Annotated in this window: 19 protein-coding genes; 3 read left to right on the top strand and 16 right to left on the bottom strand. The window is 71.5% G+C overall.

Annotated features, from left to right (window positions below):
* Positions 1-543: 543 nt before the first annotated feature.
* Positions 544-3,681: an isoleucine--tRNA ligase gene (ileS, locus tag ABZY33_RS10705; protein ID WP_356491176.1), complete on the top strand. Its 3,138-nt coding sequence runs from the start codon at positions 544-546 to the stop codon at positions 3,679-3,681.
* Between the two features lie 157 nt (positions 3,682-3,838).
* Here the strand turns inward: ileS and ABZY33_RS10700 are convergent, their stop codons facing one another.
* The 16 genes from ABZY33_RS10700 to rsmH all read right to left on the bottom strand — a co-directional run bounded on the left by ABZY33_RS10700 (position 3,839) and on the right by rsmH (position 21,846).
* On the bottom strand, positions 3,839-5,041 hold the full coding sequence (locus ABZY33_RS10700; RefSeq protein ID WP_356491175.1) for a DivIVA domain-containing protein: 1,203 nt from the start codon (positions 5,039-5,041) through the stop codon (positions 3,839-3,841).
* A gap of 46 nt (positions 5,042-5,087) precedes the next feature.
* On the bottom strand, positions 5,088-5,372 hold the full coding sequence (locus tag ABZY33_RS10695) for a YggT family protein (protein WP_356491174.1): 285 nt from the start codon (positions 5,370-5,372) through the stop codon (positions 5,088-5,090).
* 72 nt (positions 5,373-5,444) lie between these two features.
* A complete protein-coding gene (sepF, locus tag ABZY33_RS10690; RefSeq protein ID WP_356491173.1) occupies positions 5,445-6,095 on the bottom strand; it encodes a cell division protein SepF in 651 nt (216 codons plus the stop codon).
* Positions 6,096-6,221: 126 nt separating this feature from the next.
* Positions 6,222-6,950: a YggS family pyridoxal phosphate-dependent enzyme gene (locus ABZY33_RS10685; protein WP_356491172.1), complete on the bottom strand. Its 729-nt coding sequence runs from the start codon at positions 6,948-6,950 to the stop codon at positions 6,222-6,224.
* Positions 6,951-6,956: 6 nt separating this feature from the next.
* Positions 6,957-7,697 (bottom strand): peptidoglycan editing factor PgeF, encoded by a 741-nt coding sequence (gene pgeF, locus ABZY33_RS10680; RefSeq protein ID WP_356491171.1) that lies wholly within the window; start codon positions 7,695-7,697, stop codon positions 6,957-6,959.
* Positions 7,698-7,728: 31 nt separating this feature from the next.
* On the bottom strand, positions 7,729-8,958 hold the full coding sequence (gene ftsZ, locus ABZY33_RS10675) for a cell division protein FtsZ (protein WP_356491170.1): 1,230 nt from the start codon (positions 8,956-8,958) through the stop codon (positions 7,729-7,731).
* Between the two features lie 288 nt (positions 8,959-9,246).
* Complete coding sequence (locus tag ABZY33_RS10670; protein WP_356491169.1) at positions 9,247-10,059, bottom strand: FtsQ-type POTRA domain-containing protein; 813 nt, start codon at positions 10,057-10,059, stop codon at positions 9,247-9,249.
* Between the two features lie 28 nt (positions 10,060-10,087).
* On the bottom strand, positions 10,088-11,176 hold the full coding sequence (gene murG / locus ABZY33_RS10665) for an undecaprenyldiphospho-muramoylpentapeptide beta-N-acetylglucosaminyltransferase (protein WP_356491168.1): 1,089 nt from the start codon (positions 11,174-11,176) through the stop codon (positions 10,088-10,090).
* Between the two features lie 6 nt (positions 11,177-11,182).
* A complete protein-coding gene (ftsW, locus tag ABZY33_RS10660) occupies positions 11,183-12,496 on the bottom strand; it encodes a putative lipid II flippase FtsW (protein ID WP_356491167.1) in 1,314 nt (437 codons plus the stop codon).
* Positions 12,497-12,603: 107 nt separating this feature from the next.
* Positions 12,604-14,001: a UDP-N-acetylmuramoyl-L-alanine--D-glutamate ligase gene (murD, locus tag ABZY33_RS10655; protein WP_356491166.1), complete on the bottom strand. Its 1,398-nt coding sequence runs from the start codon at positions 13,999-14,001 to the stop codon at positions 12,604-12,606.
* Between the two features lie 26 nt (positions 14,002-14,027).
* A complete protein-coding gene (gene mraY, locus ABZY33_RS10650; RefSeq protein ID WP_356491165.1) occupies positions 14,028-15,101 on the bottom strand; it encodes a phospho-N-acetylmuramoyl-pentapeptide-transferase in 1,074 nt (357 codons plus the stop codon).
* Positions 15,098-16,492 carry a UDP-N-acetylmuramoyl-tripeptide--D-alanyl-D-alanine ligase gene (murF, locus tag ABZY33_RS10645; RefSeq protein WP_356491164.1) on the bottom strand — a complete coding sequence of 465 codons (1,395 nt, stop codon included), beginning with the start codon at positions 16,490-16,492 and terminating at the stop codon, positions 15,098-15,100. Before murF ends, mraY begins: the two co-directional genes overlap by 4 nt.
* 4 nt (positions 16,493-16,496) lie before the next feature.
* Positions 16,497-18,080 (bottom strand): UDP-N-acetylmuramoyl-L-alanyl-D-glutamate--2,6-diaminopimelate ligase, encoded by a 1,584-nt coding sequence (locus ABZY33_RS10640; protein ID WP_356491163.1) that lies wholly within the window; start codon positions 18,078-18,080, stop codon positions 16,497-16,499.
* A 149-nt stretch (positions 18,081-18,229) separates the two neighbouring features.
* Positions 18,230-20,182 carry a penicillin-binding protein 2 gene (locus tag ABZY33_RS10635; protein WP_356491162.1) on the bottom strand — a complete coding sequence of 651 codons (1,953 nt, stop codon included), beginning with the start codon at positions 20,180-20,182 and terminating at the stop codon, positions 18,230-18,232.
* Between the two features lie 4 nt (positions 20,183-20,186).
* Positions 20,187-20,864 (bottom strand): septum formation initiator family protein, encoded by a 678-nt coding sequence (locus ABZY33_RS10630; protein ID WP_356491161.1) that lies wholly within the window; start codon positions 20,862-20,864, stop codon positions 20,187-20,189.
* 25 nt (positions 20,865-20,889) lie between these two features.
* Positions 20,890-21,846 (bottom strand): 16S rRNA (cytosine(1402)-N(4))-methyltransferase RsmH, encoded by a 957-nt coding sequence (gene rsmH, locus ABZY33_RS10625; protein WP_356491160.1) that lies wholly within the window; start codon positions 21,844-21,846, stop codon positions 20,890-20,892.
* 405 nt (positions 21,847-22,251) lie between these two features.
* Here rsmH and ABZY33_RS10620 point away from each other — a divergent pair, with 405 nt between their 5' ends.
* Entirely contained in the window at positions 22,252-22,794 is a 543-nt protein-coding gene (locus ABZY33_RS10620; RefSeq protein WP_356491159.1) for a carbonic anhydrase, read from the top strand.
* A gap of 218 nt (positions 22,795-23,012) precedes the next feature.
* Positions 23,013-24,056 (top strand): MoxR family ATPase, encoded by a 1,044-nt coding sequence (locus ABZY33_RS10615; protein ID WP_356491158.1) that lies wholly within the window; start codon positions 23,013-23,015, stop codon positions 24,054-24,056.
* Positions 24,057-24,076: the final 20 nt, after the last annotated feature.

The raw sequence follows: 24,076 nt of genomic DNA, 5'->3' as shown, positions 1-24,076 counted from the left end.
GGGGCGCGCGGCACGAGCCGGGCCCGCCCGCGCCCCTCCCGGGACGCACCGGCGCGGGCCGGACGCGGTTCCCCGCCTGATGGGCCCGGTGATCGCCCGCCGTCCGCCCCCGCCGCGCCCGCTCGCCGGCGACCGTGACCGGTCACCGTACGTATCGCCATTCGGGTCACCGCGTACCGCCGGGCGGTGCGCCCCGCGCCCCGGCGATAACCGGTCGGCCGCCGCGCCCCGGCGCCGTACACTGGGCGCAGCGAAAAGCGTGGATGGGGCCGAGTAGCGACGTACGCAGCCAAGAGCGATCCGGGGCCGGTGGAAGCCCGGAGGCGAGCGCGACGCGAAGATCACCCCGGAGCCGCCGGAAGAACGCCGCAGTGCGCGCACTGCGGTCAGTAGACCCGGCATCGCGACCCCAATGAGGGGGCTCACCGGAGCACACCACGCACCGGGGGCCAAGGAGGGTGGTACCGCGGGAGCGCGCCGCACACGGCGCAGCAGCCTCTCGTCCCTCCGACGGAAGAGAGCACGTCCGCCGGAGGAAGACTGATGACGCAGTACCGACAGGTGCCCGCCCAGGTCGATCTGCCCGCCCTCGAGCACGCGGTGCTCGACTTCTGGCGCGAGCAGAAGATCTTCGCCAAGACCCTGGAGCAGTCCGAGGGGCGCCCCGAGTGGGTGTTCTACGAGGGCCCGCCCACCGCCAACGGCATGCCGGGCGCCCACCACATCGAGGCCCGCGTCTTCAAGGACGTCTTCCCCCGCTTCCGCACCATGCGCGGCTACCACGTGGCCCGCAAGGCGGGCTGGGACTGCCACGGCCTCCCGGTGGAGCTGGCGGTCGAGAAGGAGCTCGGCTTCAGCGGCAAGAAGGACATCGAGGCGTACGGCATCGCCGCCTTCAACGACAAGTGCCGCGAGTCCGTGCTGCGGCACACCGACGCCTTCGCCGCGCTGACGACCCGCATGGGGTACTGGACCGACCTCGACGACCCCTACGTGACGATGGACCCGGAGTACATCGAGTCCGTCTGGTGGTCGCTGAAGCAGATCTTCGACAAGGGCCTGCTCGTCCAGGACCACCGCGTCGCCCCCTGGTGCCCGCGCTGCGGCACCGGCCTCTCCGACCACGAGCTGGCGCAGGGGTACGAGACGGTCGTCGACCCCTCGGTCTATGTCCGTTTCCCCCTCACCTCCGGTCCGCTGGCGGGCCGGGCCGCGCTCCTGATCTGGACGACGACGCCCTGGACCCTGGTGTCGAACACGGCGGTCGCCGCGCACCCCGAGGTCCGCTATGTCGTGGTGACGAACGGCGAGGAGCATCTCGTCGTCGCCGAACCGCTGGTCGGGAAGGCGCTCGGCGAGGGCTGGGAGCCCACCGGTGAGGCATACACCGGCGCCGAGATGGAGCGCTGGACCTACCAACGTCCGTTCGACCTCGTCGAGTTCCCGGCGGAGGCCCACTACGTGGTCAACGCCGAGTACGTGACGACCGAGGACGGTACGGGTCTGGTCCACCAGTCCCCCGCGTTCGGTGAGGACGACCTCAAGGTCTGCCGGGCGTACGGCCTGCCGGTCGTGAACCCGGTCCTGCCCGACGGCACCTTCTCCCCTGAAGTCCCCATGGTCGGCGGCGTCTTCTTCAAGAAGGCCGACGAAGCGCTCACCCAGGACCTGGGCGACCGCGGCCTGCTCTTCAAGCACCTCCCGTACGAGCACAGCTACCCGCACTGCTGGCGCTGCCACACGGCGCTGCTCTATTACGCGCAGCCGTCCTGGTACATCCGCACCACCGCGGTCAAGGAGCGTCTCCTCCAGGAGAACGAGAAGACCAACTGGTTCCCGGAGACCGTCAAGAACGGCCGCTTCGGCGACTGGCTCCAGAACAACATCGACTGGGCGCTCTCCCGCAACCGCTACTGGGGCACCCCGCTGCCGATCTGGCGCTGCGAGGAGGGCCACCTCACCTGTGTCGGCTCCCGTGCGGAGCTGACCGAGCTGACCGGCACCGACCACGGGCAGCTCGACCCGCACCGCCCGTACATCGACGACATCACCTTCCCCTGCACCCACGAGGGGTGCGCACGGCCGGCGACGCGCGTCCCGGAGGTCATCGACGCCTGGTACGACTCGGGTTCGATGCCGTTCGCGCAGTGGGGCTACCCGTACAAGAACAAGGAACTCTTCGAGTCCCGCTACCCCGCGCAGTTCATCTCCGAGGCCATCGACCAGACCCGCGGCTGGTTCTACACCCTGATGGCGATCGGCACCCTGGTCTTCGACGAGTCGTCGTACGAGAACGTGGTGTGCCTCGGCCACATCCTCGCCGAGGACGGCCGCAAGATGTCCAAGCACCTGGGCAACACCCTGGAGCCGATCCCGCTGATGGACCGGCACGGCGCGGACGCGGTCCGCTGGTTCATGGCGGCCGGCGGCTCCCCGTGGGCGGCCCGCCGTGTCGGCCACGGCACGATCCAGGAGGTCGTCCGCAAGACCCTCCTCACGTACTGGAACACGGTCGCCTTCCAGGCCCTGTACGCCCGTACGTCGGGCTGGGCGCCCAGCGCGGCGGACCCGGCCCCGGCCGAGCGCACGGTCCTGGACCGCTGGCTCCTGTCCGAGCTGCACCAGCTCACCGCCGAGGTGACCACGGCCCTGGAGGCGTACGACACCCAGCGCGCCGGCAAGCTCCTGTCGGCCTTCGTCGACGACCTCTCGAACTGGTATGTGCGCCGCTCGCGCCGCCGCTTCTGGCAGGGCGACAAGGCCGCGCTGCGCACCCTGCACGACGTGGTGGTGACCGTCACCCAGCTGATGGCGCCGCTCACGCCGTTCATCACGGAGCGGGTCTGGCAGGACCTGGTCGTCCCGGTCACCGCGGGAGCCCCGGAGTCGGTGCACCTGTCGTCGTGGCCCGAGGCCGACCGCCCGGCGATCGACCCGGCCCTGTCCACGCAGATGGAGCTGGTCCGCCGCCTGGTGGAGCTGGGCCGCGCCACGCGCGCGGAGTCGGGCGTCAAGACCCGCCAGCCGCTCTCCCGCGCGCTGGTCGCGGCCTCCGGCTTCGAGGCGCTCTCCCCCGAGCTGCGCGCGCAGATCACCGAGGAGCTGAACGTCTCCTCGCTGGCCACGCTCGCGGAGGTCGGCGGCTCGCTGGTCGACACGACCGCGAAGGCGAACTTCCGGGCGCTCGGCAAGCGGTTCGGCAAGCGCGTCCAGGACGTGGCGAAGGCGGTCGCAGCGGCGGACGCGGCGGCGCTCTCCCTCGCCCTGCGCGAGGGCACGGCGTCGGTCGAGATCGACGGCGAGACCGTCCCGCTCGCCCCCGACGAGGTCATCATCACGGAGACCCCGCGCGAGGGCTGGTCGGTCGCCTCCGACTCCGGCGCGACCGTCGCGCTCGACCTGGAGCTGACGGAGGAGCTGCGGCAAGCCGGCCTGGCCCGGGACGCGATCCGCCTGATCCAGGAGGCCCGCAAGAACAGCGGCCTGGACGTCGCGGACCGGATCGCCCTGCGCTGGACGTCGACGGACCCGGCGGTGATCTCGGCCCTGTCCGAGCACTCCGGCCTGATCGCGGACGAGGTCCTGGCGACGGACTTCGCCCAGGGCGAGGCGGACACCGCGTACGGCGAGCCCTTCACCGACGAGGGCCTGAGCCTGACGTTCCGCCTCCGCAAGGCGTAGCCCAGCAGCGAAGGGGTCGGCCCCGCCGGAATCATCCGGCGGGGCCGACCCCTTCGCGCGCTCCCCGCGAGGCGAAAAGGCCGCGGCCCGGATCGCTGTACACGATCCGGGCCGCGGCCTGAATGAACGCCGACGCCTGCTACAGGCGCGGAGCCCCTTAGTTGTCGTCCTCGTCGATGAGGAACCCGCGCATCGGCGACGGGGCCTGCTGCATCGGCTGCGGCGCCTGCGGCCGCACCGGTGCCATCGGCTGGGTCATGGCCGGCGACATCTGCTGCTGGCCGCTGCCGTAGGACGGGCCACCGCTCTGCTGGTTGCCCCCCATGCCCTGGTTGCCACCGTAGGACGGGGCGCCCGCACCGGCCGGAGCCATCGACGGCGCCGGGGACGGCGGCAGCGAAGCGGTCGCCGGGGTCCGCGGCGGGGCCAGCGAGTCGTCCGCCTGGGTCTCCAGCTGGCGCAGCTGCGACTCCAGGTAGGACTTCAGCCGCGTGCGGTACTCGCGCTCGAAGCCGCGCAGGTCCTCGACCTTGCGCTCCAGCGTGGCGCGGGCGGACTCCAGGGAGCCCATCGCGACGCGGTGCTTCTCCTGCGCGTCCCGCTCCAGGGCGTCGGCCTTGGCCCGGGCGTCACGCTCCAGACCCTCGGCGCGGCTGCGGGCCTCGCCGACGATCTTGTTGGCCTCGGACCGTGCCTCGGCGATCGCCTGGTCGGCGGTCTGCTGGGCCAGCGAGAGGACCCGCGCGGCGCTGTCGCCACCGGGGCCGCCCTGACCGGGCTGCTGCATCTGCGGAGGACCGCCGTGACCGCCCATGGGGCCGCCCATCGGTCCGCCCAGCTGCGGCTGACCGCCCATCTGGCCCTGCATCGGACCCTGACCCATCGGGCCCTGGCCCATCGGACCGGGACCCTGCGGACCGGGCCCCTGCGGACCGTGTCCACCGGGACCGGCCGGCAGCTGCGGGGCGCCGCTCGGCAGCTGCGGCGGGCCGCCCATGGGGCCGCCCATCTGCTGCTGCGGCGGGCCCGATATCCCGGCGGGCACCGGAGCGCCGGGACCGCGCATACCCTGCGGGGGCCCCTGCTGATGTCCCTGCTGGTGTCCTTGCTGGTCCTGCGGACCGCCCTGGCCATCGGGGCCGCCGGGGCCCTTGCGCATGCCACCCTGCTGCTGGTTCTGCGCGGCGGCGCGGGTGGCCGCGGCCAGCTTGGCGCGCAGGTCCTCGTTCTCACGGAGCAGGCGGGTCAGTTCGGCTTCGACCTCATCGAGGAAGGCATCGACCTCGTCCTCGTCATAGCCTTCTCGGAGGCGGACGGTCGTGAACTGCTTGTTCCGCACGTCCTCGGGGGTCAACGGCATCTCTTCACCTCAACGTAGTCGTCGGCATTCGGCAAGACCGTATCGTTCACAGCCGGCTCACGACGGAGATCAGGATGTAGACGATGATCATCAGTACGAAGAAGGACAGGTCGAGCGCCACGCCCCCGAGACGCAGCGGCGGGATGACCCGCCGCAGAAGCTTGAGCGGTGGATCAGTGACAGTGTAAGTGGCCTCCAGAACGACCACCATCGGCTTGCCGGGTTGCCACGAGCGGGCGAACTGGAAGACGTAGTCCATGACCAGCCGGAAGATCAGCACGATGAGGAAACACATCAGCGCGATGTAGACCACATCCAAAACCACGCCCATGTCGGTGGTTCCCTCTCCCCTGTTACTCGTGCCTCGCGACCAGTGAACCGGCCGTCGAACTACTCCTGCGTCTCAGCTCTGGTTGAAGAACCCACCCTCTGCGATACGGGCCTTGTCCTCCGCCGTGACATCGACGTTAGCAGGAGACAACAGGAACACCTTCTGGGTCACCCGCTCAATGCTGCCGTGCAGACCGAAGACCAGACCGGCGGCAAAGTCGACAAGTCGCTTCGCGTCGGTGTCGTCCATCTCCGTCAGATTCATGATCACCGGGGTGCCCTCACGGAAGTGTTCCCCGATGGTACGGGCCTCGTTGTAGGTCCGGGGGTGCAGCGTGGTGATGCGGTAGGGCTCCCGCTCGGACACGACCTTGGGCATGATCACCGGTGCGTTCTTCTCCAGGCTCTGACGTTCAGGTGTGATGGATGCCACGGGGGCGATTCGCGCCGGACGTCCGGAATCAGCAGGGACCGAAGCGGGCTGGCGCACCGGCTCGCGCGGCGCGGGCGGCTGCACCACTCGCACCGATTCGTCCGCTTCTGCGGCGCGGGAGTTGTGTGACTGATGCGACGGTTCGTGCCGGTCGTGCCGTCGAGGGGCACGCTCGGGCTCAGGGTCGAGCTCGGGTTCGAAGTCGTCGTCGGGGTCGAACCCCCGGCCGTCGTACCCATCGTCCTCCACGAGGCCGAGGTAGACCGCCATCTTGCGCATCGCGCCGGCCATGCTCTGAGTCCTCCGCTCTGTGGTGGATCGGGTGACGTCAAACCAAGTGCCCGCGATCCACGCGATCTCCCCGCCCATCAGCGAGAATGACCATATTTTCTGCTGTGGTCCGACTTCTTGGCGACGTTACCCGAGCCTGGGTCGGACTCCGAGTACCGCCGTACCGACGCGCACATGTGTCGCTCCGGCCGCCACGGCCTGTTCGAGGTCCGAACTCATCCCTGCCGACACCATGTTCGCAGCCGGATGAGCCGCGCGCAGGGCAGTCGACAAATCCATGAGCCGCTCGAACGCGGCCTGTTGCCGTCCGGCGTAGGCCCCGGTGAGCGGGGCGACGGTCATCAGTCCGTCGAGCCGCAGGCCCGGCGCCTCGGCCACGCGCGCGGCCAACTCCTCGATGCCGCCGACACCCACGCCGCCGCGCTCGCCCCGGCCGTCCTCCTGGGCATCGAGCGCGACCTGGATCAGACAGCCGAGTTCACGCCCGGTCCGCCCGGCCTCCTTGGCGAGCGCCGTGACGAGCTTCACCCGGTCCACGGACTGCACCAGATCGGCATAACCCACCACGGACCGCACCTTGTTGGTCTGCAACTGACCCACGAAGTGCCAGGTGAGCGGCAGATCCGCGCATTCCTGCGCCTTGGGGGCGGCGTCCTGGTCGCGGTTCTCGGCCACGTGCCGGACCCCGAGTCCGGAGAGAATCCGCACATCGGAGGCGGGGTAGGTCTTGGTGACCACGATCAGGGTCACGTCGTCGCGCCGGCGCCCGGCGGCCGCACAGGCCTTGGCGATACGTTCTTCCACCGCGGCCAGATTCGCGGCGATTTCTTCCTTGCGTCCCTGAAGGTCCGTCATGTCGTATCAGTCCAGCCAGACATAGCCCGCGAGCCGGCCCGTGGTCCGGTCGCGGCGGTAGGAGAAGTGGTCGTGGGACTCGCGCGTGCAGACCGGCGACTGCCGCCGGTCGCGCACCCCGAGCCGCTCCAGCTGGGCGTGGACGCCGGCGCTCACGTCGACGGCGGGCGTGCCCCAGCTGGTCTCGGCGTACGCCGCCGGTTCCACGGCGGCGACCTCCGCCCGCATCCGCTCCGGTACTTCGTAGCACCGGCCGCAGACCGCGGGGCCGGTGCGGGCCACGATCCGGCCGGGCTCCGCGCCCAGCTCCACCATCGCCGCGACGGCCGCGGGCACCACCCCGGCGACCATGCCCGGGCGTCCCGCGTGGGCGGCGGCCACGACACCGGCGGCCGGGTCGGCGAGCAGGACCGGGGTGCAGTCCGCGGTGAGCACGGCGAGCGGCAACCGCCGCTCCGTGGTGACCAGGGCGTCGACGGCCGGAAGGCCGGCGTCCGCGGCCCAGGGCCCGTCCACCACCGCCACATCGGGGCCGTGCACCTGGTTCATCCAGACGACCCGCGCCGGTTCGAGACCGAGCGTCCGCGCCGTCAGCTCCCGGTTGCGCAGCACGGCGGCGCGGTCGTCGCCCACCGCGCCGCCGAGATTGAGCTCCTCGTACGGAGCGGCGCTCACCCCGCCCCACCGGTCGGTGAAGGCGAAGTGGGCGCCACTCGTCGCACGTACGGTCTCCCGCTGACCTATCACTGCCGTGCGGTTCCCCTCGCGGCCGGGAGAGTCACTTCAGGAAGTCCGGGACGTCCAGCTCCTCGGCCTGGCTGTCCGGGTAGGACGGCCGCGGGACGTGGGGCTGGGTGACCGGGGCGGCGGGCACCTCGCTCACCGGGGCGGGCGGCTCGGTGGGCTCCGCGGGCTTCTGCTCCTCGCGCTGTGTGACGCTGCCGAGGCCGCCGAAGGCCGGCCGGGCGGGCTCGGGGGCCGGTGCCGGGCGGGAGGCCGGTACCGGGTCCTCGCGCTTGGCCGACGACGAACCCATGACGGTGTCCCGCTTGGCCGGTGGCTGTCCGCCGTCGAACCCGGCGGCGATGACCGTGACCCGCACCTCGTCGCCGAGGGCGTCGTCGATCACGGCGCCGAAGATGATGTTCGCCTCGGGGTGCGCCGCCTCGCTGACCAGCTGGGCCGCTTCGTTGATCTCGAAGAGGCCGAGGTCGCTGCCGCCGGAGATGGAGAGCAGCACCCCGCGGGCGCCGTCGATGGACGCCTCCAGGAGTGGCGAGGAGATCGCCATCTCGGCGGCGGCCACCGCGCGGTCGTCGCCGCGGGCCGAGCCGATGCCCATGAGGGCGGAACCGGCCTCGGACATCACGGACTTGACGTCGGCGAAGTCGAGGTTGATCAGGCCGGGCGTGGTGATGAGGTCGGTGATGCCCTGGACACCGGAGAGCAGGACCTGGTCCGCCGACTTGAAGGCGTCGAGGACCGAGACCTGGCGGTCCGAGATGGACAGGAGCCGGTCGTTCGGGATGACGATGAGGGTGTCGACCTCTTCGCGGAGCTCGGCGATGCCGTCCTCCGCCTGGTTGGCCCGGCGGCGCCCCTCGAAGGTGAACGGCCGGGTGACCACGCCGATGGTGAGCGCGCCGAGCGAGCGGGCGATGTTGGCCACGACGGGTGCGCCGCCGGTGCCGGTGCCGCCACCCTCACCGGCGGTGACGAAGACCATGTCGGCCCCCTTGAGGACCTCCTCGATCTCCTCGCGGTGGTCCTCGGCCGCCTTGCGGCCGACTGCCGGATTGGCTCCGGCGCCGAGTCCGCGGGTGAGTTCACGGCCGACGTCGAGCTTGACGTCCGCGTCGCTCATCAACAGAGCTTGCGCGTCGGTGTTGATGGCGATGAACTCGACGCCCTTGAGACCGACCTCGATCATCCGGTTGATGGCATTGACACCACCGCCGCCGACACCGATGACTTTGATGACTGCGAGGTAGTTCTGCGGTGCTGCCACGTCGAAGGCCTCTCGCCTCGAGTTACGTGTCGCCGCTTCGCGTTCTGCCGATGCGACGACTGATGTCGAATGGGGACGGTCCGGACTACTAGTCGACTGCCGACCCGAACCCTAACGGTGAAGTTTAGGGTTACCAGTGTGTCTGTTCCCTGGACTCTTCCGAACCTGACACTAAGTCGACAAGTGGCGCCCGTTCAACGAACACGCCGAACCTCCCGTTTTTCTTTTCACCCTATGTGATCAGCCGTAGCGCTGCCCAACCAGGGTGCTGGCCTGCGCTGATGTGCGTCAACTCCCCGATGAGGCAGGGGCGGTGGGCACACTCACGTCGAAGTGCCGGGCCTTGGGAGCGGCTTTCATCAGAAGGGTGAGCACGCGCGCCTTGCGCTCCCCCTCCTCGGCGCTTCCCCAGACGACCTCCCGCCCGCCGGTGAGCTCCAGCGTGAGGGCGTCGTACGAACGGGCCTTGACGGTGCGGGTGTCGCGTGCGACCGCGCCGGGAAGGCGCCCGGCGACGCGGACCGCCTCGCGGACCAGGCGGTCGGGTCCGAAGCGGCGCAGGCTGGCCGCCGCGCCCTCGCGGTCCGGCGCCAGTTCCAGCCGGGGAACGCCTCGCGGGGCCTTGTCGACCGTCGCGAACCGCACCCCTTCGTGGTCCACCTCGACGAACTTGCCCGCGTTCTCGGTGTCTTCGACCACCAGGACCGGTTGACGTTCTGTCACCTTCAGCGCGATCTCGTGCGGCCACGAGCGCTCCACGTCCACCGACGCGACGCGCGGGAGTGCGCGGCGCACCCGGTCCGCGAGGGCGCCCGTGTCCACGGACATCAGCGGGGCGCCGACCGGCGCCGCGGCCGCCGCGCGCACCTGGGCGGGCGTGGTGTCACCGGTGCCGGTGACGGTGACGCGCTCCACGCGCAGCCACTGCGATCCGTACAGCAGCCAACTGCCGCCCGCGCCGGCCAGGACGAGCAGGACCCCGGCCAGCACCAGGACGCGCGGGCCCGGCAGCCGCAGCCGGCGGGGCGGCGGGGGCGGGCCGGACGCGGACGCCCCGGCGTCCTCTCGTTCGCCGCGGTCCGCGGTTCTCGCTCCGGCCACGCTGCCCCGCCTCACCTGTCGTACGCCCCTAGCGGCGTGAGTTGATCGCCTCGTACACCATCCCGACGAGCAGGTCGTCGGCGTCCCGCCGGCCGAACTCGGAGGCGGCACGGGACATCTCGTACAGCCGGTGCGGGTCGGCGAGCACCGGCAGGACGTTGCCCTGGACCCACTCGGGGGTCAGCTCCGCGTCGTCGACCAGTACCCCGCCGCCGGCCTTGACCACCGGCTGGGCGTTGAGCCGCTGTTCGCCGTTGCCGATGGGCAGCGGGACGTAGGCGGCCGGGAGCCCGACGGCGGAGAGTTCGGCGACGGTCATCGCACCCGCGCGGCAGAGCATCATGTCGGCCGCGGCGTACGCGAGGTCCATCCGGTCCACGTACGGTACCGGGATGTACGGGGGCATTCCCGGCATCTGCTGCACCTGCGGCAGTTCGTTCTTCGGGCCGACCACGTGCAGGATCTGGATGCCGGACTGCTGGAGCAGCGGCGCGACGCGCTGCACCACCTCGTTCAGGTGGCGGGCGCCCTGCGAGCCGCCGGAGACCAGCAGCGTCGGTAGGTTCGGGTCCAGGCCGAACGCGGCGCGGGCCTCGGGGCGGACCGCGGCCCGGTCCAGCATCGCGATGGTGCGGCGCAGCGGGATGCCGATGTAGCGGGCGTCACGCAGCTTGCTGTCCGGGGTGGAGACGGCCACCCCCGCCGCGTACCGCGATCCGATCTTGTTGGCGAGGCCGGGCCGGGCGTTGGCCTCGTGGACGACGATCGGGACCCCGGCGCGCTTGGCGGCGAGGTAGCCGGGGAGCGCGACATAGCCGCCGAAGCCGACGACGCAGTCCGCCTTCGTGCGCTCCAGGATCTGCTCGGCCGCCTTGATGGTGCCGCGCAGCCGCCCGGGGACCGTGATCAGTTCCGGGGTGGGCTTGCGGGGCAGCGGCACGGCGGGGATCAGGGCCAGGTCGTAGCCGCGCTCCGGTACGAGACGGGTCTCCAGGCCGCGCTCCGTGCCGAGCGCCGTGATCCCCACGGTCGGGTCCTGCCTGCGCAGGGCGTCCGCGAGGGCGAGCGCAGGCTCGATGTGGCCGGCGGTCCCCCCACCGGCGAGTACGACATGCACCGAAATTCACCGCTCTCCGGACGTACGCGCCGAGGCGCGCCGTCGCATCGTGTTCCATCTCATCCGTGGCTGCCGCATGGCCAGGGCCGCCCGCGCCGCGGGCTCGTCCCGCGCGAACGCGATCAGCAGACCTACGGCGAACATGGTCGGCAGCAGCGCGGACCCCCCGTACGAGAAGAGCGGGAGCGGGACCCCGGCGATCGGCAACAGGCCGAGCACCGCACCGATGTTGACCACGGCCTGCGCCGTGATCCAGGTCGTCACGCCTCCCGCGGCATATCTCACGAAGGGGTCCTCCGTGCGTCCGGCCACGCGGATACCCGCATAGCCTAGAGCCGCGAAGAGGGCGAGCACCGACAGCGTCCCGGACAGGCCCAGTTCCTCACCGGTGATGGCGAAGATGAAGTCGGTGTGCGCTTCGGGCAGTTGGCCCCATTTCTCCACACTGGCACCGAGGCCGGAACCGAAGAATCCGCCGGACGCCAGGGCGTAGATCCCGTGCAGTCCCTGCCAGCACATGTCGTCCGGACCTGCGTCGGCGCGGCCCAGACAGGCGAGCCGGGCCATCCGGTTCGGGCTGGTCTTGATCAGCATGACGCCGATCGCGCCGGCCACGGACAGCACGCCGACGAAGAGCCGGGTGGGGGCCCCCGCCAGCCACAACAGGCCGAAAAGAATGGCCGTGAGCAGGATCGCCGTGCCCATGTCGCCGCCGAGCATGATCAGGCCGAGCAGCAGGAAGGCCATCGGGACCAGCGGCACCAGCATGTGCTTCCACTGGTTGAGCAGGCGCTTGTCGTGCTTGCGCGCGAGCAGGTCGGCGCCCCACAGGATGAGTGCCAGCTTCCCGAACTCGCTGGGCTGGAGCATGAAGGGGCCGCCGAGCGAGATCCAGTTCTGGTTGCCGTTGATCGACACTCCTATCCCGGGCACCTGCACCAGGACCATCAGGAAGACGCTGACGGCGAGGATCGGGTAGGCGAGGGCGCGGTGGAGCTTGACCGGCATCCGCATCGCGACCACCAGCAGGAGCGAGCCGAGGACGGCCGCGACGAACTGCTTGCGGAAGAAGTAGGAGCTGGACAGGCCCATCTGCAGGGCCGTGATCATGGACGCCGAGTAGACCATGACCAGGCCGAGCCCGGTGATGAGCAGCGCGGAGCCGAGGATCAGGTAGTACGCGGTGAGCGGCCGGTCCCAGGCACGGCGGGCCTGCGTGTACAGGCGGCGGGCGGGGTTGGCGCGCGCCCGGTAGACCCGGCTGGTCTTCCGCGGGGGCGCCGGGGGGCGCTTGGTGGTCCGGGCGCTGCTACCGGCCATTGCCGCTCCCCCATGGTGCGCCGCACGGCCTGCTCGGCGTTTGCTGGTGCGCTGCCACGTTCCCCTCCCGAGGGGTGCCCGGCGTCACCGGGCACCCGAAGGTACCGTCAGACGCCGGCGGCGCCGAGTTCGCGCACCGCTTGTGCGAACGCCTCGCCGCGCTTGTTGTAGTTGGTGAACATGTCCATGGACGCGCAGGCCGGGGCCATCAGCACGGTGTCCCCCGGGCGGGCGAGCCGTGCCGCCTCCTGGACCGCCGCGGACATCGCCCCAGTGTCGGTCCGGTCGAGGTCGACGACGGGTACTTCCGGGGCGTGTCGCTCCAGGGCTTCACGGATCAGGGCCCGGTCGGCGCCGATCAGGACGACGCCCCGCAGCCGCTTCGCCGCGTCCGTGACGAGGGTGTCGAAGGTCGCGCCCTTCGCGAGCCCGCCGGCGATCCACACGATCGACTCGTACGCGGCCAACGAGGCCTGCGCGGCGTGGGTGTTGGTCGCCTTGGAGTCGTCCACGTAGGCGACCCCGGCGACGTCGGCGACGTGCGCGATGCGGTGGGCGTCGGGGGTGAAGGCGCGCAGTCCGGCGCGGACGGCGGCCGGCTCGACGCCGAAGGCGCGGGCGAGGGCGGCGGCCGCGAGGGCGTTGGCGATGTTGTGCGGGGCCGCCGGGGTGACGTCGGAGACCTCGGCCAGCTCCTGGGCACTGTTCTGCCGGTCCGCGACGAAGGCCCGGTCGACCAGGATGCCGTCGACGACGCCGAGTTCGGAGGGGCCGGGCGCGTTGAGGGTGAAGCCGATCGCGCGGCAGCCCTCCTCGACGTCGGCGGCGCGCACGAGGCGCTCGGTGGCGGGGTCCGCGAGGTTGTAGACGCAGGCGACCTGGATGCCCTCGTAGATGCGGCCCTTGTCGGCGGCGTACGCCGCCATGGAGCCGTGCCAGTCGAGGTGGTCGGGGGCGAGGTTGAGGACGGCTCCGGAGTGGGCGCGCAGCGAGGGCGCCCAGTGCAGCTGGTACGAGGAGAGCTCGACGGCGAGGACGTCGTAGGCGTCGTCGCCCTCCAGGACCACGTCGACGATCGGGGTGCCGATGTTGCCGACGGCGGCCGTGCGCAGGCCCGCGGCGGCCAGGATCGCGGCGAGCATCTGCGTCGTGGTGGTCTTGCCGTTCGTGCCCGTGATGGCGAGCCAGGGCGCCGCGTCGGGGCCGCGAAGGCGCCAGGCGAGCTCCACGTCGCCGATGACGTCCACGCCCGCCGCCGCGGCCGCGGCGAACAGGGGCGAGGCCGGCTTCCAGCCCGGCGAGGTGACGACCAGGCCGGTGCCCTCGGGCAGCGTGGTGGCATCCCCCAGCCGTACGGAGATGCCCTCTTCTTCAAGAAGAGCGGCCTTTTCGCGCTGGGCGGGGCCGTCGCCGCCGTCCACGACGGTGACGGACGCGCCGAGGCCGGCCAGGGCGCGGGCGGCGCTGAGGCCGCTCACGCCGAGACCGGCGACGGTGATGCTCATCCCCTGCCAGGAGCCCTGACCAGATGTCACTTCTTGGCTGCCCATCCTGCGTAGAAGAGGCCGAGTCCGACGATCACGCACATGCCCTGGATGATCCAGAAGCGGACCACGACAAGGACTTCGGACCACCCCTTGAGTTCGAAGTGGTGCTGAAGCGGCGCCATCCGGAAGACCCGCTTGCCGGTCATCTTGAAGGAGCCGACCTGGATGACCACGGACATCGTGATCATCACGAAGAGGCCGCCGAGCAGGGCGAGCAGCAGCTCGGTGCGCGAGCAGATCGCGAGCCCGGCGAGGGCGCCGCCGAGGGCCAGCGAGCCGGTGTCGCCCATGAAGATCTTGGCGGGCGAGGTGTTCCACCACAGGAAGCCGAAGCAGGCGCCCATCAGGGCCGAGGCGACGACCGCCAGGTCGAGTGGGTCTCTGACCTCGAAACACGCGGCCGGGTTGGTGAGACTCTGCGCGTTGGCGCAGGACTCCTGGAACTGCCAGACGCCGATGAAGGTGTAGGCGCCGAAGACCATCACGGAGGCGCCGGTGGCGAGGCCGTCGAGGCCGTCGGTGAGGTTCACGCCGTTCGACATCGCGAGGATCATGAACAGCGCCCAGACGACGAAGAGCACCGGGCCGATCGTCCAGCCGAAGTCCTCCACGAAGGAGAGGCGGGTGGAGGCCGGGGTCTGCCCGCGGGCGTCCGCGAACTGCAGGGCCAGCACCGCGAAGGCGATGCCGACGGTGAGCTGCCCGGCCATCTTCGCCTTGGCCCGCAGACCGAGCGAGCGCCGCTTGACGATCTTGATGTAGTCGTCGAGGAAGCCGACCAGGCCCATGCCGGCCATCAGGCCGAGGACGAGCAGACCCGACAGGGTCGGGGTCGCGCCGGTGATCAGCTTGGAAAGGAAGTACGCGATGAGGGTCGCCAGGATGAAGGCGATACCGCCCATGGTCGGCGTACCGCGCTTGGCGTGGTGCTCGCGCGGGCCGTCGTCGCGGATGTACTGGCCGTAGCCCTTGCGCGCGAGGAGCTTGATGAGCAGCGGCGTACCGATCAGGGTCAGGAAGAGCCCGATCACGCCCGCGAAGAGGATCTGCTTCATCATCGGGCATCGACCTCGCCCTCGAGCAGCGCCTGTGCCACGCTCTCCAGGCCCACCGACCTGGATGCCTTCACGAGCACGACGTCACCCGGGCGCAGCTCGCTGCGCAACAGGTCGATCGCCGCCTGTGCGTCGGACACGTGCACCGACTCCTCACCCCACGAACCCTCGTTGTAGGCGCCCAGTTGCAACCAGGACGCTTCCCTGCCCCCGACTGCCACGAGCTTGCTGACGTTGAGCCGGACGGCGAGCCGTCCGACCGCGTCGTGCTCGGTCAGCGCCTCGTCGCCCAGCTCGGCCATCTGCCCGAGCACCGCCCACGTCCGCCGCCCCCGGCCCATGGCCACCAGCGCGCGCAGGGCCGCTCGCATGGACTCGGGGTTCGCGTTGTAGGCGTCGTTGACGATTCTGACGCCGTCCGAACGCTCGGTGACCTCCATCCGCCAGCGGGACAGGGAGTCCGCCTCGGAGAGCGCGAGTGCGATCTCCTGTACGGACATGCCAAGGTCATGGGCGACGGCGGCCGCGGCGAGCGCGTTCGACACGTGGTGCTCACCGTACAGGCGCAAGGTCACTTCGCTGCACCCGGAGGGTGTGTGAAGGCTGAAGGCAGGCTGTCCGTTCTCCGTGAGCCGGACATTCTCGGCACGTACGTCGGCTTCGGCGGCCTCTCCGAAGAGCAGCACCTTCGCCTGCGTACGGGACGCCATGGCCCGCACGAGGGGGTCGTCCGCGTTGAGGATCGCGGTGCCGTCGGCGGGCAGCGACTCGACCAGCTCGCCCTTCGCTTCCGCGATCTGCTGCTTGCCGCCGAACTCGCCGATGTGCGCGGAGCCCACGTTCAGGACGACGCCGACCCGGGGCGGGGTCAGGCTCGTCAGGTACTGGATGTGGCCCTTGCCGCGGGCGCCCATCTCCAGGACCAGGAACCGGGTCTCGTCGGTGGCGGAGAGCGCGGTGAGCGGCAGCCCGATCTCGTTGTTGAAGGAGCCGGGGGTGAAGATCGTGGGGGCCTTGCGGCGCAGCACCTGGGCGATCAGGTCCTTGGTGCTGGTCTTGCCGGCCGAACCGGTCAGCGCGACGAGGGTGGCGCCGAGCCGCTCGACGACGTGCCGGGCGAGCGCGCCGAGCGCCGCCTGTACGTCGTCGACGACCACGGCGGGCACGCCGACGGGGCGGGACGCCAGGACGGCCACCGCGCCCTTGTCCACGACCTCGCGCGCGTAGTCGTGGCCGTCCACGCGCTCGCCCGCGAACGCGGCGAACAGGCTGCCGGCCTCGACCTTGCGCGAGTCGATCACGACCGGCCCGGTGACCTGGACCTGCGGATCCGGTATGTCGTACGTCTGCCCGCCGGTGACTGAGGCGATCTCGGCGAGGGAGAGGGCGATCACAACTTCATCCCTGGGTTTGCTCGATGGCTTCGCGAAGCACCAGGCGGTCGTCGAAGGGACGCACCACCCCGGCGATGTCCTGGCCCTGCTCGTGGCCCTTGCCCGCGACGAGCACCGTGTCGCCGGGCTCGGCCCGGGCGACGGCCGCGGCGATGGCGGCGGCACGGTCCTCGAAGACGGCGACGTCGCCGCGTTCGTGCGCCGGCACGTCGGCGGCGCCCGCCAGCATGGTGGCGAGGATCGCGAGGGGGTCCTCGCCGCGGGGGTTGTCGGAGGTGAGGATGGCGGTGTCGGCGAACCGGGCGGCGGCGGCGCCCATCGGCATCCGCTTGGTCCGGTCCCGGTCGCCGCCGCAGCCGAGCACGATGTGCAGCTTGTTCTCGGTGACCTTGCGCAGCGCCCGCAGGACGGACTCGACGGCGTCGGTCTTGTGCGCGTAGTCGACGACGGCGAGGTACTTCTGCCCGGCGTCCACGCGCTCCAGGCGGCCCGGCACCCCGGGGACGGCGGCGACGCCGTCGGCGGCGGTCTGCGGGTCGATCCCGGCGACGGCGAGGGTGACGATGGCGGCGAGCGTGTTGGCGACGTTGAAGGCGCCCGGCAGCGGTGCCTTGGCGGCGATCCGCTCGCCCTGGGGGCCCACGACGGTCAAGGTCGAGCCGAGCGGCCCGACTTCGACGTCCTCGGCGCGCCAGTCGGCGTCGGGGTGGCCCTCCGCGGAGAACGTGACGACGGGCACCTCCGACTCGGTGATCAGCCTGCGCCCGTACTCGTCGTCGAAGTTCACCACGCCCTGTTTGCTGCGTGCGCGGGTGAACAGCTGCGCCTTCGCCTGGAAGTAGTCCTCCATGCCGGAGTGGAACTCCATGTGCTCCGGGCTGAGGTTGTTGAAGACGGCGACGTCGAAGACGCAGCCGTCGACCCGGCCGAGCACGAGAGCGTGGCTGGAGACCTCCATGGCGACGGCCTCGACGCCGCGCTCGCGCATGACCGCGAAGAGCGCTTGGAGGTCGGTGGCTTCGGGGGTGGTCCGCTCGGACTTGATGCGCTCGTCGCCGATGCGCATCTCCACGGTGCCGATGAGCCCGGTCGAGCGGACCGACTTCAGACCGCCCTCGACGAGGTACGCCGTCGTGGTCTTGCCCGACGTGCCGGTGATGCCGAGCTGGAGCAGATCCGTGCCCGGGTGGCCGTAGATGGTGGCGGCCAGCTCGCCCATGCGCCCGCGCGGGTTCTCCACGACGAGCGGCAGCAGCCCGGCCTCGGCGACGCGGTCGGCACCGGCCGGGTCGGTGAGGGCGGCGACCGCGCCGAGGGTCGCGGCCTGCGCGGCGAAGTCGGCGCCGTGCGCGCGGGCGCCGGGCAGAGCCGCGTACAGGTCGCCGGGGCGCACCGCACGCGAGTCGTGGGTGATGCCGCGGACAGTGGGGAGGCCCGCTGCCGCGTCGGCCGCCCGGGGCACGGGGACACCCAGCTGAGCTGCCAGTTCCGCGAGGGGGGTGGCGGAGACCTCGACCGGCCGCGGCGGCCCGGGATACGTCACGGGAGCGCCCTTCTGGGTGGTTTGGGACTGATCAGCGTGTGGCACGGCGGTGAGCGTACCGGGCGTACCCCCCGCTGAGCTAAAAGGGGGGCGTGGCGGCCGGTCGTTCCCGGCGTCCGAGGTGGTGGTGGTCACGGGCTCTTCAGAGTGTCTTCACCGGGTGAGGTGATCATGGTCACGGCGGGTACGGGCCGTCATGGCTTGAACGTGACGGGCAGCCGTGCGGACGTGGTGCCCGTGGGCGGGACTTGGAGGGTCTTCAGGGCGAACTCCATGACCTGCTTGTAGATGGGGCCGCAGATCTGGCCGCCGAAGTAGCTGCCGCTCGTGGCGTTCTGGATGGCGCAGTAGACGGTGACACGCGGCTTGTCGGCGGGCGCGAACCCGGCGAACGACGACGTGTACCCCTTGTAGCGGCCGGTGGCGGGGTCGACGCGGTTGGCCGTGCCCGTCTTGCCGGCGACGCGGTAGCCGGGGATGCGGGCCTTCGTGCCGGTGCCTTCCTCGTCGTCGACCACCGACTCCAGCATCTTCGCGACCGACTTCGCCGTCTTCGCGCTGACGACCCGGGTCTCCTTGGGCCGGGGCGCGGGCGTGAACCGGCCGTCGGGGCCCTTCTCGCCCCGCACGAAGGTCGGTTCGATGCGCACGCCGTCGTTGGCGATCGTGGAGTACACGGAGGCGGCCTGCATGGCGTTGATGGAGAAGCCCTGCCCGAAGGGGATCGTGTACTGCTGCGACGTCGACCACTTGGCGGCCGGCGCGAGGATGCCGGGGGTCTCACCCGGGAAGCCGAGTCCGCTGGGCCGGCCGATGCCGAACTTGCGCAGGTAGGAGTAGAGCTTCTTGTTGGCCTTCGGCTGGGTGGGGCCGAGCTGGCCGGTGGCCAGGATCGTGCCGATGTTGCTGGACTTGGCGAGCACGCCGTTGAGCGTGAGGTGCCAGGTCGCGTGGTCGATGTCGTCCTGGAAGAGCCGGTCGCCGCGGTGCAGCCGGTTGGGCACGGTGACGTGGGTCAGCGGCGTGGCCGCGTTCTCCTCCAGGATCGCCGCCATCGACATGACCTTGGCGGTGGAGCCGGGCTCGAAGGCGTCCTGGAGGGCGGCGTTGCCCAGGGCCGTCGCATTGGCCTGCGACAGGTCGTTCGGGTCGAAGCCGGGCGCGTTCGCCATCGCCAGGACCTCGCCGGTCTGCGTGTCCTGCACTATCACGTAGCCGCGGTCGGCCTGGGACTTCGCGACCTGCTCGGTGATCGCGTTCTGCGCGGCCCACTGGATGTCGCGGTCGATGGTCAGCTCGACGTCCGAGCCGGCCACCGCGGGCTGCTCGGTGCTGCCGGCGGTCGGCACCTGCTGCCCGCCGGACTGGGCGTAGCGGATCTTGCCGTCCTTGCCCGCGAGCTTCTTGTCGAGCTGCTGCTCGACGCCGCCGCCGCCCTTGCCGTCGGCGTTGACCCAGCCCAGTATCCCGGCGGCGAGGTCCTTGTTCGGGTACACGCGCTTGCTGCTGGGGTCGGCGAGGACGCCCGAGAGCACGCTGGCCGTGCGGCCCTCGGCGTTCGCCTTGTCGTTCAGCGTCGACCTGAGGTCCTTGATCTGCTTCCAGACCTGCGGCGTCTGCCGCGCGGCCAGCCGCACGTACCGGGTGTCCGGGGTCCGCAGCTTCTTGGCGAGCTGGTCCGCGTCGACCCCGACGATCGGCGACAGGAGCGCCGCCGCCTGCTCGGGCGCGTCCTTGACCTGGGTGGCCTTCTTGGTGAACAGCGTCGGGTCCGCGGTGATGTCGTACGCGTCCACGCTGGTCGCCAGGGAGACGCCGCTGCGGTCGGTGATGTTGCCGCGCTCGGCGGCGATGGTGTGGCTGACGTACCGGTTCAGCTCGGCCTTGGCGGCGTACGCGCTCGCGTCGACGCCCTGCACCTGAAGGAGGCGGACCACGAAGACCAGGAGGACGAGGGTCAGGCCGAGGCTCACCATGCGCAGGCGGGGCCGCGGGCTGCCCAGGCGCAGGGGCGTGGCCCCCCGGCCGGGCGCGGGGCGCGGGCGCCGCGCGGCCGGGCGCGGGCGCCGCTGCGGGGCGGGGCGGGACGTGCCCGCCGAGCGCGCGGGTCCTGGCACGCGGCGGCGCGGGGGCTCCCTGTCGGTCATGGCGTCACCTGCCGGGATTCGAAGGAGCGGAGGCCACGGGCGGCGCCGGGGCGGGCTGCGCGGGCGAAGGGGTGGGAACGGCGGCGGAGGGCGGCGCCGCGGCCGGCCGCGGCGGGTCCGGGAACGTCGCGAGGGTCTCCGGCGGGGGCACCGGCCGGTACGCCGGCGCGGTCAGCGCGGCCGGCTTCGGCACGCCGCGGACGGTGCCGTCCGGGCCGAGGAAGGCGGGGTCGCCGCCCGTCACCATGCCCAGTTCGCGGGCGCGGCGCTCCAGGGAGTCGGGCGCCGAGTAGGAGTCGACGTCGCGCTGGAGCTGCTGCTCGTCGTCGGTGAGTTCGGTGGTCTGCTTCTTGAGCTTGCTGAGCTTGAACGATCCTTCGTTGAGCGAGGAGTTCAGCAGCAGCAGGGTGATGAGGCCGCCGCCGAGCAGCAGGACGACGAGGAGGACGAAGGGGGCCCGCGCGGCCTGCGCGCCGCCGCCCGGGGCGACCGGGAAGATCCGGGCCAGGCGGGCGGCCCTGCCTCCGGCCGGCGCGCCGGGCCCGCGGGCGGACTTCTTGGGACCCGGAGCGCCGCCGGCCGCGGGCGCCTTGGCCCCGGACGTCCTGGGGCGCCCGGAGCCCTTGGCCCCCGGGGAGCCCCCGGCGTTCCTACTGTCCTTCGAGCCGCTCCTGGCGGTCATGACCACCTCTCCACGCGCGCGTGCCTCACTCGGCGACCTCCTCGCGGATGCGCTGCGCACCCCGCAGCCGTGCCGGCGCGGCCCGGCGGTTCTCGGCGACCTCTTCCTCCGTGGGGAGTTCGGCGCCGCGGGTGAGCAGCTTGAGCCGGGGCTGGTAGCGCTCGGGGACGACGGGCAGACCGGGCGGCGCCGTGGTGGCCGCGCCCGCCGCGAAGACCTGCTTGACCAGCCGGTCCTCGAGCGAGTGGTACGACAGGACGGCGATCCGGCCGCCGACCGCGAGCGCCCGCACCGCCGCCGGGACGGCCCGCTCCAGCACGCTCAGCTCGCCGTTGACCTCGATGCGCAGCGCCTGGAAGGTGCGCTTGGCGGGGTTGCCGCCGGTGCGCTTGGCGGCCTGCGGCAGGGAGTCGCGGATCAGTTCGACGAGCCGGGCGCTGTTGTCGAACGGCTCCTTCTCACGCTCGCGCACGACGGCCGAGACGATCCGTTTGGCCTGCTTCTCCTCGCCGTACTGGCGCAGGATCCGCACCAGTTCGCCCGGCGCGTACGTGTTGAGGACCTCGGCGGCGCTCATCCCGGTCGTCTGGTCCATGCGCATGTCGAGCGGCGCGTCCTGCGCGTAGGCGAAGCCTCGGTCGGCCTCGTCGAGCTGCATGGAGGAGACGCCGAGGTCGAAGAGGACGCCCTGGACACGGGGGATCTCCAACCGTTCCAGGACCTCGGGCAGTTCGTCGTAGACGGCGTGGACGAGGGTGGCCCGGTCGCCGAAGCGCGCGAGGCGCTCGCCGGAGAGGCGCAGCGCTTCCTTGTCGCGGTCGAGGGCGACGAGACGGCACGCGGGGAACGTGGCGAGCAGGGCCTCGCTGTGGCCGCCCAGACCGAGCGTGCAGTCGACGACGACCGCCCCCGGCTGGGCGAGTGCCGGGGCCAACAGGTCCAGGCAGCGCTGGAGCATCACCGGAACATGTCGCTGACTCAAGGGGCCCTCTCAGGTCCGGCGGGCGGTCGTACGCACTGCCGGGTCCCCGCCCGCTCCTGAAGGGGATGGGGTCCGTCGGCGCCGGGGAAGGGACGCCGGCCGACCGGAGCGGGAGGAGGCCGAGCCGTACGTACGCGCCGCGCACGCGGGGAGCGTCCGGCGGCGCCGGGATCTCCGTGTTGCTTCGTTATTGGGGTTCGGCGTCACTTTAGTCCACGGTGCCCCCCGGTCAATCAACCGGCCTGCGCGTCGCGGACCGGCGGTCCGGGGTCGCCCAGCCGGTCGGTTCACCCGTTCGGACGCGGCGCGGCCCCCCTGTGGGTTGCCTCACAACAAGCCGTGATCACGTTCTTTGTCCCCTTCCACAGCGGGCCACGGGCGCCCCCGCCGACTACCGTCGTCACCATGACGACTTCCTCCTCCAGCCCTGCCGACGGCGCCATAGCGGGCGCCGCCACCGTGACCGACCGCTGTGTCGAGGCGAACGCGCGGTACGCCGCCGCGTTCAGCGACCCCGGCCTGAGCGCGCGTCCCGCCGCGCGCGTCGCCGTCGTCACGTGCATGGACGCCCGTCTCGACCTGTACGCCGCGCTCGGCCTGGAGCTGGGCGACTGCCACTTCATGCGCAACGCGGGCGGTGCCGTCACCGACGACGTGATCCGTTCGCTGACCATCAGCCAGCGCGCGCTCGGCACCCGCAGCGTGCTCCTGGTGCACCACAGCGGCTGTGGCATGGAGGGGCTCGGCGAGGAGTTCCGGCACGAGCTGGAGCTGGAGGTCGGACAGCGTCCCAGCTGGGCCGTGGAGGGGTTCGCCGACGTCGAGCAGGACGTGCGGCAGGCCATCGAGAAGGTGCGCACCTCGCCCTTCCTGCCGCACACCGACGACGTGCGCGGCTTTGTCCTCGACGTGAAGACGGGCGAGCTGCGGGAGATCCTGCCCCGCTGAGGGGCAGCCCCGCATGCCCTCAAAAGGCCGTAAGGCCTGACATATCGCGGCCAGTTGTCCACAGGCGAGTGACACGAACCGGTAACGGCAACAAGAATGCGTGCGTGACACCTCGCGCGAGCGTGCACGACTGCTCGCGCGTGGTGTCCGTGTTTCGGGGTGGGCCGGTCCGCGTCGCGGGAGCACCGGCCCGGGAGCGTAGGGCCGAGGAGGGCCGGGTGACGACCTATGACGATCGAGCGAGCCTCACTGATCTGACCACCACCGTGGAGCGTGTCCGCGGATCGGTGGAGGGTGTGATCGAGGGCAAGCCGGAGGTCGTACGGCTTTCGCTGACCGTGCTGCTCGCGGAGGGGCATCTGCTCATCGAGGATGTGCCCGGCGTCGGCAAGACGATGCTCGCCAAGGCGCTGGCGCGGTCCATCGACTGCTCGGTGCGGCGCATCCAGTTCACGCCCGACCTGCTGCCCTCGGACATCACGGGGGTCTCGATCTGGGACCAGCAGCGCCAGGAGTTCGAGTTCAAGCCGGGGGCCATCTTCGCGCAGATCGTGATCGGGGACGAGATCAACCGGGCGTCCCCGAAGACGCAGTCCGCGCTGCTCGAGTCCATGGAGGAGCGCCAGGTCACCATCGACGGCAAGACCTACGAACTGCCGAGCCCCTTCATGGTGGTGGCCACGCAGAACCCCGTCGAGATGGAGGGCACGTATCCGCTGCCCGAGGCGCAGCGCGACCGTTTCATGGCGCGCGTCTCGATCGGCTACCCCAGCCCGGAGGCCGAGCTGCAGATGCTCGACATCCACGGGGGCGCCTCACCGCTGGACGACCTCCAGCCGGTGGCGCACGCGCACGACATCGTGAAGCTGGTCGACGCGGTGCGCACGGTCCATGTCGCCGGCCCGGTGCGGCGCTACGCCGTCGACCTGGTGGCCGCCACGCGCAACCACCCCGATCTCAGACTCGGCGCCTCCCCGCGCGCGACGCTGCACCTGCTGCGCGCGGCCAAGGCCTCCGCGGCGCTCAGCGGGCGCGACTACGCGCTGCCGGACGACGTGCAGGCGCTGGCCGTCGCGGTGCTGGCCCACCGGCTGCTGCCCACCGCGCAGGCCCAGTTGAACCGGCGCTCCGCCGAGCAGGTCGTCCTCGACATCCTCCAGCGCGTCCCGGTCCCGGCGGCCGACACCCGCGCGCCCCGCCAGGGCTACCCCGCGGCGCCTCCCCTCTACGGCCAGCAGCCGCCCTCCGCCCGGGGCCTGTGATGGCGGCCGGGGGGTATCCC

This window comes from Streptomyces sp. NPDC006552 (genome assembly GCF_040611655.1).
GTDB lineage: Bacteria > Actinomycetota > Actinomycetes > Streptomycetales > Streptomycetaceae > Streptomyces.
Note: the sequence above shows the minus strand (reverse complement) of the source record. Positions and strands in the feature narration are given on the sequence as shown.

What these genes read in the sequence shown, in the direction of transcription:
- ileS (WP_356491176.1), top strand. Translation starts at nt 544, where the DNA reads ATGACGCAGTACCGACAGGTGCCCGCCCAGGTCGATCTGCCCGCCCTC.
- ABZY33_RS10700 (WP_356491175.1), bottom strand. Translation starts at nt 5,041, where the DNA reads ATGCCGTTGACCCCCGAGGACGTGCGGAACAAGCAGTTCACGACCGTC.
- ABZY33_RS10695 (WP_356491174.1), bottom strand. Translation starts at nt 5,372, where the DNA reads ATGGGCGTGGTTTTGGATGTGGTCTACATCGCGCTGATGTGTTTCCTC.
- sepF (WP_356491173.1), bottom strand. Translation starts at nt 6,095, where the DNA reads ATGGCCGGCGCGATGCGCAAGATGGCGGTCTACCTCGGCCTCGTGGAG.
- ABZY33_RS10685 (WP_356491172.1), bottom strand. Translation starts at nt 6,950, where the DNA reads ATGACGGACCTTCAGGGACGCAAGGAAGAAATCGCCGCGAATCTGGCC.
- ftsW (WP_356491167.1), bottom strand. Translation starts at nt 12,496, where the DNA reads ATGGCCGGTAGCAGCGCCCGGACCACCAAGCGCCCCCCGGCGCCCCCG.
- murD (WP_356491166.1), bottom strand. Translation starts at nt 14,001, where the DNA reads ATGAGCATCACCGTCGCCGGTCTCGGCGTGAGCGGCCTCAGCGCCGCC.
- mraY (WP_356491165.1), bottom strand. Translation starts at nt 15,101, where the DNA reads ATGATGAAGCAGATCCTCTTCGCGGGCGTGATCGGGCTCTTCCTGACC.
- ABZY33_RS10635 (WP_356491162.1), bottom strand. Translation starts at nt 20,182, where the DNA reads ATGACCGACAGGGAGCCCCCGCGCCGCCGCGTGCCAGGACCCGCGCGC.
- ABZY33_RS10630 (WP_356491161.1), bottom strand. Translation starts at nt 20,864, where the DNA reads ATGACCGCCAGGAGCGGCTCGAAGGACAGTAGGAACGCCGGGGGCTCC.
- ABZY33_RS10620 (WP_356491159.1), top strand. Translation starts at nt 22,252, where the DNA reads ATGACGACTTCCTCCTCCAGCCCTGCCGACGGCGCCATAGCGGGCGCC.